Here is a 17,422-nt window from a genome sequence, read left to right on the forward strand (position 1 = left end):
TTGTGGATAAAATCTACGTTATCAGCGAGCATGTCGAGACGTATCACCAGTTGCTTGAAACGGCTCAACTTCCCGATCTCGCTATCACCTCATCCGCAGAGGAGGCCAGTATCTGGTTGGCCGATCCGCCGCTTGCGGCCCCGCTATTGCCCAAAGCCAAGGCCTTGCGTTGGCTCCAGTCGACCTTTGCCGGTACCGATGCCCTGATTAAAGCCCCTTTCCGTCATTATCAACTCACCAACGTGCGCGGCATATTCGGGGCACTGATGGCCGAATATGTCTTCGGGTTTGTGCTCAATGAAAGCCGGCATATAAGCCAGTATGCCGAACAGCAAGCACAGCGTTGCTGGCAGCCACAGCCCTATCAGTCGTTGCGAGGACAAACGCTCGCCGTCTTAGGCACAGGGGCGATTGGCCAGCATATCGCGACCGTCGCACACGCCTTTGGCATGACCGTACTTGGCGTCAACCAAGATGGGCGGCCCGTCGATAGTTTTGATCACACTCTGACACTGCCAGCATTAGAGCAACGCTTAGACAAGATGGATGTGCTGGTCAGTACCTTGCCCGCCACGCCTGAGACGGATAAATGTTTGAATGCGGATTTTTGGCGACAGGCAAAAGACCTCATATTCATCAACGTTGGACGGGGTGCCACCTTGGATGAGGCCGCCCTGCTCCACGCGTTAGATAACAAAAAACTCGGCTTGGCGGTCTTGGATGTAATGCAACAAGAGCCACTGCCGAAGCAGCATCCCTTTTGGACACACCCAAACGTGAGAGTGACTCCCCATATTGCGGCTGTCAGTTTTCCTGAGCAGGTGTTTGCGCTATTTGCCGATAACTATCGCCGCTGGCATGCAGGCGAACCGCTCATGTACTCAGTCGATTTTGACAAAGGTTACTAGATGCTTTTCGAGGATTTAGACACGGCTTTAGCCGCGGCCCGAGCGTGTCGGTTATGCCAACACTGGCTACCCGATGGGCCTCGCCCTGTTATCCAAGCCAGTGCTAACGCGCGAGCACTGATTATCGGCCAAGCGCCAGGACAACGTGTGCATGAGAGTGGGCTGCCATTTAATGACCCTAGTGGTGATCGTTTGCGGGAATGGCTGGGGGTCACTCGCGAGCAGTTTTATCAGCCAGATTTATTTGCCATCATGCCCATGGGTTTTTGTTATCCCGGCAAAGGTCAATCGGGCGATTTGCCGCCGACACGTATCTGCGCGCCTGTTTGGCACCAGGCAATCAAAGCGCATCTTCCTCACGTTGCGGTAACCTTGCTGATTGGCCAATATGCACAGAGGTACCATTTAGCCAATAAACCAAAAACATTGACCGAGACCGTCAAGCACTGGCAAAAGTGGGCGCCTCACACCTTTGCGCTGCCTCACCCTTCCCCCAGAAACACCTTGTGGTTACGCCGCAATCCGTGGTTTGAAGAGGAGGTGGTGCCTGCCATGCGCTATCACGTTCAACAGGCTTTATACGATTGAGGCTAAAAAGAACAACGCTCGCCAGTTGGCGAGCGTGTTTTACTAATCGTGGTAAGGACGCGAGAGTTCATGCACCGCATCAATGAAGGCACCTGCGTTTTCTGGCGGCACATCCAAATGAATGCCATGTCCAAGGTTAAACACATGGCCCGTGCCCTCTCCAAACCCTTCTAGGATGGTGGCAACCTCTTGGCGAATGCGTTCTGGGCTCGCATAGAGCATTGATGGATCCATATTGCCTTGTAGCGCCACTTTGTCGCCAATTCGCGCTTTGGCATCCGCGATGTTAATGGTCCAATCAAGCCCCACACCGTCACACCCTGTGGCCGCAATACGCTCTAACCACATGCCGGCATTTTTGGTAAACAGCGTCACTGGAACACGACGACCGTCGTTTTCGCGAATAAGACCATCCACGATTTTCTGCATATACTGCAAAGAAAAGTCGTTATAGTCGCGTGGCGTGAGCACGCCCCCCCAGGTATCAAACACCATGACCGACTGAGCGCCGGCTTTAATTTGCGCATTCAAATAGCTAGTCACGCTATCGGCAAGTTTATCGAGCAAGGCATGCAGCGTTTGAGGCTCGGCATACATCATCTTTTTGATTTTGGTAAAGGCTTTTGAGGTTCCCCCTTCCACCATGTAGGTCGCCAGCGTCCACGGGCTCCCCGAAAAACCAATCAACGGCACGTCACCATTTAACTCGCGACGGATGGTACGCACAGCGTTCATCACATACTGCAACTCCCCTTCGGGATCGGGTATGCCAATTTTATCCACATCAGCTTTACAGGTGATGGGACGAGAAAACTTGGGGCCCTCGCCCGTTTCAAAGTACAGCCCGAGCCCCATCGCATCAGGAATGGTGAGGATGTCTGAGAACAAGATCGCCGCATCTAAATCGAAACGACGCAGTGGCTGCATGGTGACTTCGCAAGCTAGCTCGGCGTTTTTACACAATGACAAAAAGTCCCCCGCTTGCGCGCGCAGTTCACGATACTCCGGCAGATAACGACCCGCTTGACGCATCATCCATACCGGCGTGCAATCGACTGGTTGCTTGTAGAGGGCGCGTAAATAACGATCGTTTTTTAATTCGGTCATTGTGTTAAACCTGTATGCGAATAGTGGCGCTCATTGTATCACTGTGCGACAGCAACAACAGCCAAGCTTTGTTAACAGGATCATAAAACTGTCACCTAGGAACGGCAAAGGATTGCTGATCATTTAACCACATGTTACAACCAACCTATAACGACAATAGGTCTACGAAAGACAACATGTTCGCATCTTACCCCGGCTCCCCTACGGCCGGGTTTTTTTATGCCTGTGCCAAGGTGCAGCTGGCCTCAATAAGACGTCGAGCAATGGTGCCTTTAGGCGCGACTGGCGGTAGGGCGTCGCAGTCAAACCATTGTGCATCCGTCAATTCCTCATAATCTGGCCTTAGCTGACCGCCCGCATAGTCCGCCAAGAAGCCCATCATCAGATTGGAGGGAAACGCCCAAGGCTGGCTATCCATATAACGGATATTTTTAACACGAATGCCCGTCTCTTCCTCGACCTCACGCGCCACACWCTGTTCGAGTGTTTCTCCGGGCTCGACGAACCCAGCAATCACGGTGTACATCCCCGTTTTATGCCTTGGATGTTGTGCGAGTAGTAACCGCTTATCATCACGTACCGCCACAATCACACAAGGCGACACACGCGGATAATCGTGACGCTGACAGTTGGCACACCGCATCGCTACCGCCTGAGCGTTAAATGCCGTGCGCTGACCACAGCGACCACAATAGGCTTGCTGCTGGCGCATATAATCGAGCTGAACCACACGCCCCACTAATGCAAACAAGTCGGCTGACAGGCTGGAGAGTAAGTCTCGTAAACCGGCCATCTCATCATCCGGAAGCACCGGGTTACAATTAAATACCCCAACGACAGGCAGCTGCTGATAGTGACCGACAGTCACGATATCACCGCCGGAAAAGGGCAACTGCGACAAGGGGATACATGGCAGCTCACCCTCTGGTAGCCAAAGTTTGCCCTTGGTCATCGCGCACACATAGACGGCTTGTTGATTCTGAGACATGGTCACTTCCTTAGCCTTGCAGCTATACTTGAATACTGGCAATCTAGTTTCATAACGTGATGCAAAGGATTGAGCAGCCCGTTAATTTTCAGTCGGCCTTATATTGGCCGCCAAAAAAAAACAATCGCTGCCAACAAAAGCAGAACTCGATAATTTCTGTGATCATCTTGTCGACTATATCTCGACCGGCCACTTCAAGATCTACAACATGGTCATGGAGCGTTGGCAGTCAACAGGGTTCGCGGCGACGAAAGAGACCGATAACCTTTATTATCGCATCGTTGATACGACAGACCCTCTGTTAGACTTTAATGATAAATTCAGTACGGTAGACTTGGACGACGAAGATTATGACGCCACCGATTTTGACCAAGATATGTCTGCGATTGGTGAGTGGCTAGAGCAGCGTTTTGAGTTAGAAGATACCCTGATTCGCGTCATTGCTGACAGCCTTGCTCATCCACCCGGTGCGTAAGTCAACCTACCGTTTAGCCGTATAACGCCGCCAACCTAGGCGGCTTTTTTGTTGCTGTCATCACTGACAACCCCACACGCCAGATAAACAAAAGGCACCTCCGAAGAGGTGCCTTTTTATTTCGCTGTGGGCGTTGATGTTATCAACGCTTCCACGCTTAGCTGTCGTCGTTCAGACCTGCATTTAGCAGTGCAGCAAGGTCTTGCGAGGCTTGCTCAGCATCGACCTGTGGTGCCACAGGCTGCTCTGGCTCGGCACGTTTCGCTTGGCGATCTTTGTGATACGCGAAGCCAGTACCGGCTGGGATCAGACGACCCACAATCACGTTCTCTTTCAGACCACGCAAGTCATCACGCTTACCGGCCACGGCTGCTTCAGTCAGCACGCGCGTCGTTTCCTGGAACGATGCCGCTGAGATGAATGACTCAGTCGCCAACGAGGCTTTGGTGATACCCAGCAGATCACGACCAAAGGTCGCCGGCTGCTTGCCTTCCGCTTCCAGATCGCGGTTAGCAATCATCACACGTGAGTATTCCACCTGCTCGCCTTCCAAGAACTCCGTATCACCGGCAGACTTAATGGTCACCTTACGCAACATCTGACGCACGATGGTCTCGATGTGCTTATCGTTGATCTTAACGCCCTGCAGACGGTAAACGTCTTGGACTTCGTTAGTGATGTATTCTGCTACCGCGTGAATGCCACGCAAGCGCAGAATGTCGTGTGGTGATTCAGGACCGTCTGCGATCACATCACCTTTCTCGACTTTTTCACCTTCGAATACGTTGAGCTGACGCCATTTTGGAATCATCTCTTCGTAAGCTTTACCCTCTTCTGGCGTGATAATCAGGCGGCGCTTACCTTTGGTTTCTTTACCGAAGGAAACAGTACCTGTGATCTCTGCCAAGATAGCAGGCTCTTTTGGCTTACGTGCTTCAAACAGGTCAGCAACACGTGGTAGACCACCAGTAATATCCTTGGTACCGCCGCTTTCTTGCGGGATACGAGCAAGGGTGTCACCAATACCAACGCTTGCACCATCGTCCAGTTGAACAATCGCTTTACCTGGCAAGAAGTACTGAACCGGCATATCAGTGCCAGGTACCATCACGTCGTTGCCTTGAGCATCCACCAACTTCACTGCAGGACGCTTGTCTTTACCGGATGATGGGCGCTCAGACGCATCCATAACCACAATAGAAGACAGACCAGTTAGCTCGTCCGTTTGACGCTGCATAGTCGCACCATCAATCATATCCACGAAGCGAAGACTACCTTCTACCTCAGTGATGATTGGCATGGTGTGTGGGTCCCAGTTAGCCACCACGTCGCCGGCTTCAACGGCTTCACCGTCTTGCTTACCAAGCATGGCACCGTAAGGGACTTTGTAGCTCTCTTTGGTACGGCCAAACTCATCCACAATGGTCATTTCTGTGGCACGCGAGGTAATCACTAGCTTACCATCGCTGTTGGTCACAGACTTGGCATTGTGTAGGTGCATAGAACCTTTGTTCTTCACCTGGATGTTATTTTCTGCTGCTGCACGCGATGCCGCACCACCGATGTGGAAGGTACGCATGGTCAGCTGGGTACCTGGCTCACCGATAGACTGAGCGGCGATAACGCCCACAGATTCACCGTGGTTAACCAAGTGACCACGTGCCAAGTCACGCCCGTAACAGTTCGCACAGCAACCAAAGTCAGTTTCACAGGTCACGACAGAGCGCACTTTGACCTTGTCGACAGAGTGGTGCTCAAGGATGTCACACCATTTCTCGTCCAACAGAGTATTGCGTGGTGCCAGCACTTCTTCTGTACCCGGCTTGAGCACATCTTCGGCCACCACACGGCCCAGCACACGCTCACGCAGCGCTTCTTTTACGTCACCGCCTTCGATAACCGCCATCATGTGGATACCGCCTTCGGTACCACAATCGGTTTCGGTCACTACCACGTCTTGGGCAACGTCAACCAGACGACGCGTCAGGTAACCTGAGTTCGCCGTCTTCAATGCGGTATCCGCGAGACCTTTACGCGCACCGTGCGTGGAAATAAAGTACTGAAGTACGTTCAGACCTTCACGGAAGTTCGCGGTGATTGGCGTTTCGATGATCGAACCATCCGGTTTCGCCATCAGACCACGCATACCAGCGAGCTGACGGATCTGTGCAGCAGAACCACGTGCGCCTGAATCGGCCATCATGTATACGCTGTTGAACGAGCTTTGCGTCTCTTCTTCACCGTCACGGTTAATCACTGTCTCGTTAGACAGATTATCCATCATGGCTTTCGCGACTTGCTCGTTCGCCGCCGCCCAAATATCGATCACTTTGTTATAGCGCTCACCAGCGGTCACCAGACCCGACTGGAATTGCTCTTGGATTTCCGCAACTTCACTCTCAGCCGCTTCAATCAGATCGTATTTCGCTTGTGGGATCACCATGTCGTCGATACCGACAGAGGTGCCCGATAGCGCTGAGTAAGCAAAACCTGTGTACATGATTTGGTCAGCAAAGATAACCGTATCTTTCAGACCCAACTTACGGTAACAGGTGTTGAGCAAGTTAGAGATTTGCTTTTTGCCTAGCGGCTGGTTAACCAAGTCAAATGACAGGCCTTCCGGCACGATGGTCCACAGCATGGCACGGCCAACTGTGGTATCGACTAGCTCTACTTTCTCAGTGCGAGCGCCCATCTCATCGATATCGATTTGCTTGATGCGCACTTTTACACGGCTATGCAGTTCAGCATGACCGGTACGGTAAACTTTTTCAGCTTCACCTGGACCAGCCAAGTACATGCCTTCGCCTTTACCGTTCACCTTCTCACGGGTCATGTAGTAAAGACCCAGTACCACGTCCTGAGACGGTACGATGATAGGATCACCGGATGCTGGCGATAGGATGTTGTTGGTCGACATCATCAACGCACGCGCTTCGAGCTGGGCTTCCAGCGTCAGCGGTACGTGAACAGCCATCTGGTCACCATCGAAGTCAGCGTTATAGGCCGCACACACCAATGGGTGTAGCTGAATCGCTTTACCTTCGATAAGCACAGGTTCAAACGCTTGGATACCCAAACGGTGAAGCGTTGGTGCACGGTTCAGCAGGACAGGGTGTTCACGGATGACTTCATCCAAGATATCCCATACCACAGCTTCTTCGCGCTCAACCATCTTCTTGGCGGCTTTGATGGTGGTCGCCAGACCACGGGTCTCAAGCTTGCCGTAGATAAACGGCTTAAACAGCTCGAGTGCCATTTTCTTTGGCAGACCACACTGATGCAGACGCAAGTATGGACCCACGGTAATCACCGAACGGCCAGAATAATCAACACGTTTACCCAGCAGGTTCTGACGGAAACGACCCTGCTTACCTTTGATCATGTCAGCCAGCGATTTCAGCGGACGCTTGTTCGAACCGGTGATCGCTCGGCCACGACGGCCGTTATCCAGCATTGCATCCACAGACTCTTGCAGCATGCGCTTTTCGTTGCGCACGATGATGTCTGGGGCCGCAAGATCAAGCAGGCGCTTCAAACGGTTGTTACGGTTGATCACGCGGCGATACAGGTCGTTAAGATCTGATGTCGCAAAGCGGCCACCATCCAACGGCACCAATGGACGTAGATCCGGCGGCAACACAGGCAGCACGGTCAGGATCATCCATTCAGGGTTGTTACCTGATTGCAAGAAGGATTCAACCAGCTTCAAACGCTTGGTGATCTTCTTACGCTTGGTCTCAGAATTGGTCTCTTCGAGCTGCTCACGCATTTGTTCTGTCTCAACCGACAGATCCATGTTCGCCAGCAGTGCTTTGACTGCTTCAGCGCCCATGCGCGCGTCAAATTCGTCGCCCCACTCTTCGAGTGCGTCTAGGTATTGTTCCTCAGACATCATCTGACCACGCTCGAGGTTGGTCATGCCGGGTTCAATCACAATATACGACTCAAAGTAAAGCACACGCTCGATGTCACGCAGTGGCATGTCCATCAGCAAGCCGATGCGCGATGGCAGCGACTTCAGGAACCAAATGTGGGCAACAGGRGAAGCCAGCTCAATGTGACCCATACGCTCACGGCGTACTTTGGTCTGAGTAACTTCAACGCCACATTTTTCACAAATGACGCCGCGGTGCTTGAGGCGCTTGTACTTACCGCAAAGACACTCATAGTCTTTGACCGGGCCAAAGATACGTGCACAGAACAAACCGTCACGTTCAGGCTTAAAGGTACGGTAGTTAATGGTTTCTGGCTTTTTCACCTCACCAAACGACCATGAGCGAATCATGTCAGGTGAGGCAAGACCGATTTTGATCGAATCAAATTCTTCGGTCTTATGTTGTGCTTTCAGAAACTTAAGTAAGTCTTTCACAATCGGCTCCTGTGAGGAGTTGACCCATAAAGGCGCTGACAGGCAGCGCCTTCATATTCTTACCGGAGAGAGTAGCGCGTGGCTTACTCGTCTTCCAGCTCGATGTTGATACCCAACGAGCGGATTTCTTTCAGCAATACGTTGAAAGATTCCGGCATGCCCGGCTCCATACGATGGTCGCCATCCACGATGTTTTTATACATCTTGGTACGGCCATTAACGTCATCCGACTTCACGGTAAGCATTTCTTGCAGGGTATAGGCAGCACCGTATGCTTCCAGTGCCCATACTTCCATCTCACCGAAGCGCTGACCACCGAACTGTGCCTTACCACCCAGCGGCTGCTGCGTGACCAAGCTGTAAGAGCCTGTTGAACGGGCGTGCATCTTGTCGTCAACAAGGTGGTTCAGTTTCAGCATGTACATGTAACCCACGGTTACTGGACGCTCAAACTTCTCACCTGTGCGGCCATCGTAAAGGTCAAGCTGACCTGACTCTGGCAAATCACCCAGTTTCAATAGCTCTTTGACAACCGGCTCAGGCGCACCATCAAAGACAGGAGACGCGGTTGGCAGACCATCACGCAGGTTATTGATCAACGTGCGAACTTCCTCGTCAGTCAGTTTACTGATGTCCACTTCCTGACGGGTCTCACCCAGATCATAGACCTTCTGCAAGAACTCACGGAATTTCGCCAGTTCCTGCTGCTCTTTGAGCATGCGGTTGATCTTGTCACCAATACCTTTCGCCGCCAGACCCAAGTGCGTTTCTAGGATCTGACCGATGTTCATCCGCGAAGGTACACCCAATGGGTTCAGTACCAAGTCAACAGGCTCGCCTGACTCATCGTAAGGCATATCTTCGATCGGGTYGATCTTAGAGATAACACCTTTGTTACCGTGACGACCGGCCATCTTATCGCCTGGCTGAATGCGACGTTTCACCGCAAGGTAGACTTTTACAATCTTCAACACGCCTGGGGCAAGGTCATCACCTTGAGTGATCTTGCGACGCTTGGTATCGAATTTCTTATCAAAGTCGGCTTTGATTTCGTCGTATTGCTCAGCCAATTGCTCAAGCTGGGTTTGCTGTGCTTCATCATCCAGCGTTTGCGTTAACATGGTCTGACGATCCATGCCGTCGAGCTGGTTGTCGGTATAACCGGCTTGAGAAAGCAGTGTGCGAACACGTGCCATCAGACCGCCTTCAAGGATAGAGAACTCCTCGGTCAGGTCTTTTTTGGCTTCTTTTAACTGCATTTCTTCGATTTCGAGTGCACGCTTGTCTTTTTCTACGCCATCGCGAGTAAAGACTTGTACATCGATAACCGTACCAGACACACCATTCGGTACACGCAGTGACGAGTCTTTCACGTCAGACGCTTTTTCACCGAAAATGGCACGCAGCAGCTTCTCTTCTGGTGTCAGTTGCGTTTCGCCTTTTGGCGTCACTTTGCCGACCATGATATCGCCGCCTTTCACTTCGGCACCGATATACACAACCCCTGACTCATCCAGCTTAGACAGCGCCGCTTCACCCACGTTTGGAATATCCGCGGTGATTTCTTCGCTACCCAGCTTGGTGTCACGCGCCACACAAGACAGCTCTTGGATGTGGATAGTGGTCAAACGGTCTTCCTGAGCCACTCGCTCAGAAATAAGGATGGAATCCTCAAAGTTGTAACCGTTCCACGGCATAAACGCGATACGCATGTTCTGACCTAGTGCTAGCTCGCCCAAGTCAGTCGATGGGCCGTCAGCCAGTACGTCACCTTTTGCCACTTCGTGGCCCGGCATCACGGTTGGACGCTGGTTAATACAGGTGTTCTGGTTAGAACGTGTGTATTTGATCAAGCTGTAGATGTCGATACCGGCTTCGCCTGGTACCAATTCATCTTCATTCACTTTCACCACAATACGTGAGGCGTCAACCGACTGAATGGTACCGCCACGTTTGGCTACCGCGGTCACCCCTGAGTCAACCGCTACATTACGCTCGATACCCGTACCCACTAGCGGCTTTTGCGCACGCAATGTTGGTACAGCTTGACGTTGCATGTTCGCACCCATCAAGGCACGGTTCGCATCATCATGCTCAAGGAATGGGATCAGCGACGCAGCCACGGAAACGACCTGGTTAGTCGCAACGTCCATATACTGAACATGGTCGCGTGGGTGCAAACCTGACTCACCCGTTTCACGCGCGGTGATCAGCTCATCGGTGAAAGACCCATCTTCGTTCAACGCAGCGTTAGCCTGCGCGATAACATAATGGCCTTCTTCAATCGCCGACAGATAATCAATTTGGTCCGTCACTTTACCGTCAACCACTTTACGGTAAGGTGTTTCCAGGAAGCCATAAGCGTTGCAGCGCGCAAACGCAGACAGTGAGTTAATCAGACCGATGTTCGGCCCTTCCGGTGTTTCGATCGGACATAGACGACCATAGTGCGTTGCGTGTACGTCACGCACTTCGAAACCAGCACGCTCACGTGTCAGACCACCTGGACCCAAGGCAGAGATACGACGCTTGTGCGTGACCTCAGACAATGGGTTGTTTTGATCCATAAACTGTGACAGCTGAGACGAACCAAAGAACTCTTTCACCGCCGCAGAGATAGGCTTGGCGTTAATCAAGTCTTGTGGCATCACGTTATCGAGATCGCCCAAGCTCAAACGCTCTTTTACTGCACGCTCTACACGTACCAAGCCCACACGGAACTGGTTTTCTGCCATTTCACCCACAGAGCGAATACGGCGGTTACCGAGGTGATCAATATCGTCCACTTCGCCAATACCGTTACGGATATGGATGAGTTTACGCATCACCTCAATGATGTCTTCTTTGCTCAGTACGCCAGGTCCAGTGAGATCGTCACGACCCAACGAGCTGTTGAACTTCATACGACCCACAGATGATAAATCATAGCGGTCTTCGGAGAAGAACAGACTCTCAAACAGTTGCTCGGCAGCTTCACGCGTTGGTGGCTCGCCAGGACGCATCATGCGATAGATTTCAACTAGCGCCGTCAGACGGTCCGTGGTGTTGTCGATACGCAAGGTATCTGACATGTACGGGCCATGGTCCAGATCATTGGTAAACAGGGTTTCGATACGTTTATGACCTGCTTGCGACAACTGCGCCAGTGTCTCCAGGCTGACCTCTTGGTTAGCCGAGACAATCACTTCGCCAGTGTCCTGATTGACGTACTCACGTGCAGAGATCTTGCCCGCAATGTACTCAACTGGTACTTCGATGTGATCAACGTTATCTTTCGTCAACTGACGGATATGACGCGCAGTGATTCGACGACCCTGCTCCACGTAGACTTTGCCATCCGCTTCGATATCAAAGCTCGCGGTTTCACCACGTAGGCGATCAGGTACCAATTCCATCACTAGAGATTTACCTTTAACTTCGAAAACAACTTTTTCGAAGAACAGGTCCAAAATCTCTTCAGTGGTGTATTCCAGCGCACGCAGAATAATCGAAGCTGGTAGCTTACGACGACGATCGATACGAACGTATACGATATCCTTAGGATCGAATTCGAAATCCAACCATGAACCACGGTATGGGATCACGCGTGCGTTATATAGCACTTTTCCTGAGGAATGGGTTTTACCCTTATCGCTGTCGAAAAAGACGCCCGGACTACGGTGCAGCTGGGATACGATAACCCTCTCAGTACCATTGATGACAAAGGTACCATTTTCAGTCATGAGCGGAATTTCGCCCATATAGACTTCTTGTTCTTTGATGTCTTTAACGGTACCAGCCGGGGCATCCTTATCAAACATCACCAAGCGCAGTTTGACGCGTAGTGGGGCCGAATAGGTTACGCCGCGAATTTGGCATTCTTTGACATCGAAAACTGGCTCACCGAGACGATAGCTAACGTATTGCAGCTCGGAATTGCCGTTGTAGCTCTGAATTGGAAAGACAGAGCGAAAGGCAGCTTCAAGACCGTATTGCCCTTCTGGATCCTGCTCGATAAAGTTCTTAAAAGATTCAAGCTGGATCGACAGCAAGTATGGCACGTCCAGAACTTGCGGACGCTTACCAAAATCCTTACGGATACGCTTTTTCTCGGTATAAGAGTAAACCATAGGGTTCCTCAGCTCGCTGATAAGTGACCCAAACTGTCCAGTACAAGGGACAGTGACTAAACAACCACCGTTTAGTGTAGGAAAATCAAAGCGCTTGCTTTGATTTTTTTTGCATGGTCAGCAGTGATAAAACGGGGTGAAAATTTCACTACTGCCCTACAGCGCAAAAAGGCCGGTGGCTTTTTAGCCACCAGCCAATGCCTTTTCAGGCTAGGAAATTAAGTATAAATTACTTAACTTCAACAGAAGCACCAGCTTCTTCTAGCTGCGCTTTAAGCGCGTCAGCTTCTTCTTTCTCAACACCTTCTTTCAGAGGTGCTGGTGCGCCGTCAACAAGCGCTTTCGCTTCTTTCAGGCCTAGACCCGTTGCGCCACGTACCGCTTTGATAACGGCTACTTTGTTCGCACCCGCTTCAGTTAGGATAACGTCAAATTCGGTTTGCTCTTCAACCGCTGCGCCTTCAGCCGCACCGCCAGCAACAACGGCTGCTGCCGCTGATACGCCGAATTTTTCTTCCATAGCTTCGATAAGCTCAACAACTTGCATTACAGACATGTCTGCAATGGCGTCTAGGATTTGCTCGTTAGTGATAGACATAACAATTCTCTTTAAAGTCAACAATAAAAGGATTAAGCAACCAAATTAAACGGGCGATTAGGCCGCGTCTTTTTGATCGCGAACAGCGGCGATAGTACGAACCAGCTTGCCGGCAGAAGCTTCTTTCAAGCCCATCATTAGGCGTGCAATTGCTTCGTCGTACGTTGGCAGTGTCGCCAGTACCTCTGGGTCAGTGATCGCGCCTTCGTATGCAGCAGATTTAACCTCAAACTCTTTGTTTTCTTTTGCGAAGTCTTTGAAAAGACGCGCAGCGGCACCTGGGTGCTCGTTAGAAAACGCAATCAGAGTTGGGCCAACAAAAGTGTCTTGCAGACACTCATACTCAGTGCCTTCAACTGCACGGCGAGCCAGAGTGTTACGCACAACTTTCATGTAAACGCCCGCTTCACGCGCTTGTTTACGTAGAGAAGTCATTGCGTCCACCGCGACACCGCGAGAATCAGCAACTACTGCAGACAGGGCTCCACTGGCAGCTTCGTTGACTTCAGCAACAATTGCTTTTTTGTCTTGAAGGTTTAAAGCCATTTGGATTTGCTCCTGGATTGTTTAACACCACTCTCTACAGCTTTGCAGAGAGAGCTTGTACGGTGCAGATCCAAGAAAGACGAGAAATCTATCATGTTCTGGCACCGTCTACGTAGGAAGATTAAGTTCGTAATGAACGCCTACGGTCTTGGACGAAGTTTGCCGAAGCAAACTCAGCCATAAAATTGTCAAGCGAGAGAGTATAAACGACTCTCTCGCTTGTCGCAATTAGTTAACGCTTGCTTCCAAAGAGTTTTGGTCAAGAGAAACACCAGCACCCATGGTTGTAGAAAGGCTAACTTTCTTGATGTAAGTACCTTTAGCTGAAGTTGGCTTCGCCTTCTTCAGCGCCACCAACAGCGCTTCCAGGTTTTCTTTCAGGCTGTTCGCGTCAAAGTCTACTTTACCGATAGTGGTATGAATGATGCCATTCTTGTCGTTACGATAACGAACCTGACCTGCTTTCGCGTTTTTAACCGCTTCAGCAACGTTAGGGGTGACCGTACCCACTTTCGGGTTTGGCATCAGACCACGTGGGCCTAGGATGGTACCTAGCTGACCAACAACGCGCATTGCGTCTGGTGAAGCGACAACGACGTCAAAGTTCATTTCGCCTTTCTTCACTTGTTCAGCAAGATCTTCCATACCGACGATATCCGCACCGGCTTCTTTCGCCGCGTCAGCGTTCGCACCTTGTGTGAACACCGCAACACGGATGTCACGGCCTGTACCGTTAGGCAGTACGGTCGCGCCACGAACGTTTTGGTCTGATTTACGAGCATCGATGCCAAGGTTGACAGAAACGTCAACACTTTCAACGAAATTTGCAGTCGCCAGTTCCTTCAGTAGAGCAACGGCTTCGTTGATGTCGTAGTCTTTGGTCACATCAACTTTTTCGCGAATTACGCGCATGCGCTTAGTCATTTTAGCCATTGTCTTAACCCTCTACGTTCAGGCCCATTGAACGGGCAGTACCCGCAATGGAGCGTTTCATCGCTTCGATGTCCGCACCGGTCATGTCTGCCGCTTTGGTTTCTGCGATCTCTTGGATCTGCGCGTCAGTCACGGTACCCACTTTTTCAGTGTTCGGACGACCTGAACCAGATTTCACGCCTGCCGCTTTCTTAAGAAGAATCGCCGCTGGTGGAGTCTTGGTTACGAAGGTGAAAGAACGGTCACTGTATACAGTGATAACAACAGGAGTTGGTAGACCTTTCTCGATAGATTCGGTCTTCGCGTTAAACGCTTTACAGAACTCCATGATGTTCACACCGTGTTGACCCAGAGCAGGACCAACCGGTGGCGATGGGTTAGCTGCACCCGCTGCAACTTGCAGCTTGATGTAAGCTTCTACTTTCTTTGCCATTATTCAATTACCTTATTTTGGGTACTGACGTCTATCTTGCGATAAACTCCCCGTTTAACAAAAGGGYGCGAAATTATAGTCAAATTTCGCGCCCTTGCCAACCGTTGATGATGCTTTTTTGATCAGGTTTTTTCTACCTGGCCAAACTCAAGCTCAACTGGGGTTGCACGACCAAAGATTGAGACAGACACCTTAAGGCGGTTCTTGTCATAGTCCACTTGCTCGACAACACCGTTAAAGTCTGCAAACGGCCCTTCTGTGACACGCACCACTTCGCCGGCTTCAAACACGGTTTTGTGAACCGGAGACTCACTCGCTTTTTCAAGGCGATTGAGAATAGAGTCCGCTTCTTTATCAGAAATTGGAGCTGGGCGATCAGAGGTGCCGCCGATAAAGCCCATCACACGTGGCACACCACGTACTAGGTGCCACGACTCATCGTTCATCACCATTTGGACGAGCACATAACCTGGGAAGAATTTACGCTCGCTCTTGCGACGTTGCCCCTGGCGCATTTCAACCACTTCTTCGGTTGGCACCAAGACTTCCCCGAAATAGTCTTCCATTTCGTGCATTTTGATATGTTCGCGCAATGACTGCGCTACACGGCTTTCAAAACCAGAGAAAGCCTGGACCACATACCAACGTTTTTTGGGAGCTTCGCTCATGTACTTTTACCTCACACGCCAGTGATTAGGCGGACTAGACGGACCATGATTCCGTCAACGCCCCACAAGATGAGCGCCATAACGACAGTAACAGCCAGAACGATGAGAGATGTCTGTAAAGTCTCTTGGCGGGTCGGCCAAATCACTTTACGCACTTCCATACGCGATTCGCGTGCAAACGTGATCGCAGCTTTTCCTTTCATCGTGAGTGCAGCAACACCACCGGCAGCGGCAACCAGTACCACCACAGCAGCAGCTCGCACTACCACAGACACGTCACTGTACAGGCTATTCCCTATCACGGCTGCGGCCAATAGGACAAAAACAACACCCCATTTAAGGATGTCCATCGAACCGGATTGGGTCTCAGCGTTCGCTTTCATACATTCTACCTGTAACAAGTCTACATAGACGGCAGTGCCTTTTCAGCCATCCACAATCAGTGTTTGGCAAAGGCACATGGTGATCATAACGCCTCAATAAAGCTCGATACGATCACTAAACTCTGCGCTTGCTAACAACTACTGGCTAAATTCACACCAGCAGGAGCGTCAAACGCAGAAAAAGGGCATCAAATGATGCCCTTTTTACTAGTGTTTCGTCAAATCATTATTCAATGATGTTAGCAACAACACCAGCGCCTACAGTACGGCCACCTTCACGGATAGCGAAACGTAGACCTTCGTCCATCGCGATAGGTGCGATGAGCGTTACAACCATCTTGATGTTGTCACCAGGCATTACCATCTCAACGCCTTCTGGCAGCTCGATAGTACCGGTCACGTCAGTAGTACGGAAGTAGAACTGTGGACGATAGCCTTTGAAGAACGGCGTATGACGGCCACCTTCGTCTTTGCCCAGCACGTAAACTTCTGACTCGAACTTAGTGTGCGGCGTGATTGAACCCGGCTTCGCCAGTACTTGGCCACGCTCAACTTCGTCACGCTTAGTACCACGCAGAAGAACACCAACGTTCTCACCCGCACGGCCTTCGTCTAGAAGCTTACGGAACATCTCAACACCGGTACAGGTGGTCTTCGCGGTGTCTTTCATGCCCACGATTTCAACGTCGTCACCTACAGTGATGATGCCTTGCTCAACACGACCGGTTACAACCGTACCGCGGCCTTGGATTGAGAAGACGTCTTCGATTGGCAGGATGAACGGCTTGTCGATCGCACGCTCTGGCTCTGGGATGTAAGAATCTAGCGCTTCTGCTAGTTCAACAATCTTCTGCTCCCACTGCTCTTCACCGTTCAATGCACCCAGTGCAGAACCTTGAATAACTGGGCAGTCGTCACCTGGGAAGTCATACTCTGAAAGTAGCTCACGAACTTCCATTTCAACCAGCTCAAGCAGCTCTTCGTCATCAACCATGTCACATTTGTTCATGAACACGATGATGTTTGGAATACCAACCTGACGGCCAAGTAGGATGTGCTCACGCGTCTGTGGCATTGGGCCATCAGTTGCCGCAACAACCAGGATACCACCGTCCATCTGCGCCGCACCGGTGATCATGTTTTTCACATAGTCAGCGTGTCCTGGGCAGTCAACGTGTGCGTAGTGGCGAGTCGGTGTATCGTACTCAACGTGAGACGTTGCGATGGTGATACCACGATCACGCTCTTCTGGTGCGTTATCGATTGACGCGAAGTCACGAGCAGCACCGCCGTGTACTTTTGCAAGTACCGTAC

Annotated in this window: 13 protein-coding genes and 1 pseudogene; 3 read left to right on the forward strand and 11 right to left on the reverse strand. The window is 51.1% G+C overall.

Going from position 1 to position 17,422, the window contains the following annotated elements; genetic code table 11:
- Nucleotides 1–2: 2 nt before the first annotated feature.
- Both BZG14_RS07495 and BZG14_RS07500 read left to right on the forward strand, forming a co-directional pair.
- A complete protein-coding gene (locus BZG14_RS07495; protein ID WP_077608404.1) occupies nucleotides 3–908 on the forward strand; it encodes a D-2-hydroxyacid dehydrogenase in 906 nt (301 codons plus the stop codon).
- Complete coding sequence (locus tag BZG14_RS07500) at nucleotides 909–1,496, forward strand: uracil-DNA glycosylase family protein (RefSeq protein ID WP_077608405.1); 588 nt, start codon at nucleotides 909–911, stop codon at nucleotides 1,494–1,496.
- Between the two features lie 42 nt (nucleotides 1,497–1,538).
- Here the strand turns inward: BZG14_RS07500 and hemE are convergent, their stop codons facing one another.
- Together hemE and nudC are read right to left on the reverse strand one after the other, a co-directional pair.
- Nucleotides 1,539–2,603: a uroporphyrinogen decarboxylase gene (gene hemE, locus BZG14_RS07505; protein WP_077608406.1), complete on the reverse strand. Its 1,065-nt coding sequence runs from the start codon at nucleotides 2,601–2,603 to the stop codon at nucleotides 1,539–1,541.
- Between the two features lie 217 nt (nucleotides 2,604–2,820).
- The gene (gene nudC / locus BZG14_RS07510) at nucleotides 2,821–3,591 is read right to left on the reverse strand and encodes an NAD(+) diphosphatase (RefSeq protein WP_077608407.1); all 771 of its coding nucleotides are present in this window, start codon (nucleotides 3,589–3,591) and stop codon (nucleotides 2,821–2,823) included.
- A gap of 103 nt (nucleotides 3,592–3,694) precedes the next feature.
- Between nudC and BZG14_RS07515 the strand changes: the two are divergent.
- Nucleotides 3,695–4,066 (forward strand): annotated as a pseudogene (locus BZG14_RS07515) (Rsd/AlgQ family anti-sigma factor); the annotation flags it as partial.
- Nucleotides 4,067–4,223: 157 nt separating this feature from the next.
- Here BZG14_RS07515 and rpoC read toward each other — a convergent pair.
- The 9 genes from rpoC to tuf form a co-directional block, all read right to left on the reverse strand.
- Nucleotides 4,224–8,438, reverse strand: a complete 4,215-nt coding sequence (gene rpoC / locus BZG14_RS07520) for a DNA-directed RNA polymerase subunit beta' (RefSeq protein WP_069361558.1) — start codon at nucleotides 8,436–8,438, stop codon at nucleotides 4,224–4,226.
- A gap of 83 nt (nucleotides 8,439–8,521) precedes the next feature.
- Nucleotides 8,522–12,547, reverse strand: a complete 4,026-nt coding sequence (rpoB, locus tag BZG14_RS07525) for a DNA-directed RNA polymerase subunit beta (RefSeq protein WP_077608409.1) — start codon at nucleotides 12,545–12,547, stop codon at nucleotides 8,522–8,524.
- A gap of 229 nt (nucleotides 12,548–12,776) precedes the next feature.
- Entirely contained in the window at nucleotides 12,777–13,145 is a 369-nt protein-coding gene (gene rplL, locus BZG14_RS07530; RefSeq protein WP_069361560.1) for a 50S ribosomal protein L7/L12, read from the reverse strand.
- Between the two features lie 57 nt (nucleotides 13,146–13,202).
- Nucleotides 13,203–13,691: a 50S ribosomal protein L10 gene (gene rplJ / locus BZG14_RS07535; protein WP_069361561.1), complete on the reverse strand. Its 489-nt coding sequence runs from the start codon at nucleotides 13,689–13,691 to the stop codon at nucleotides 13,203–13,205.
- A gap of 228 nt (nucleotides 13,692–13,919) precedes the next feature.
- Nucleotides 13,920–14,624, reverse strand: a complete 705-nt coding sequence (gene rplA / locus BZG14_RS07540) for a 50S ribosomal protein L1 (protein WP_077486507.1) — start codon at nucleotides 14,622–14,624, stop codon at nucleotides 13,920–13,922.
- 4 nt (nucleotides 14,625–14,628) lie between these two features.
- Entirely contained in the window at nucleotides 14,629–15,057 is a 429-nt protein-coding gene (gene rplK, locus BZG14_RS07545; protein ID WP_046074509.1) for a 50S ribosomal protein L11, read from the reverse strand.
- 122 nt (nucleotides 15,058–15,179) lie between these two features.
- Nucleotides 15,180–15,725, reverse strand: a complete 546-nt coding sequence (gene nusG / locus BZG14_RS07550; RefSeq protein WP_025744447.1) for a transcription termination/antitermination protein NusG — start codon at nucleotides 15,723–15,725, stop codon at nucleotides 15,180–15,182.
- Between the two features lie 11 nt (nucleotides 15,726–15,736).
- The gene (gene secE, locus BZG14_RS07555) at nucleotides 15,737–16,108 is read right to left on the reverse strand and encodes a preprotein translocase subunit SecE (RefSeq protein WP_025674747.1); all 372 of its coding nucleotides are present in this window, start codon (nucleotides 16,106–16,108) and stop codon (nucleotides 15,737–15,739) included.
- A gap of 226 nt (nucleotides 16,109–16,334) precedes the next feature.
- Nucleotides 16,335–17,422: elongation factor Tu (gene tuf, locus BZG14_RS07560; protein WP_077608410.1), on the reverse strand; the 1,088-nt coding region annotated here is incomplete at its 5' end.

The sequence above is a fragment of the Salinivibrio sp. IB282 genome (genome assembly GCF_001995685.1).
Taxonomy (GTDB): Bacteria; Pseudomonadota; Gammaproteobacteria; order Enterobacterales; family Vibrionaceae; genus Salinivibrio; species Salinivibrio kushneri.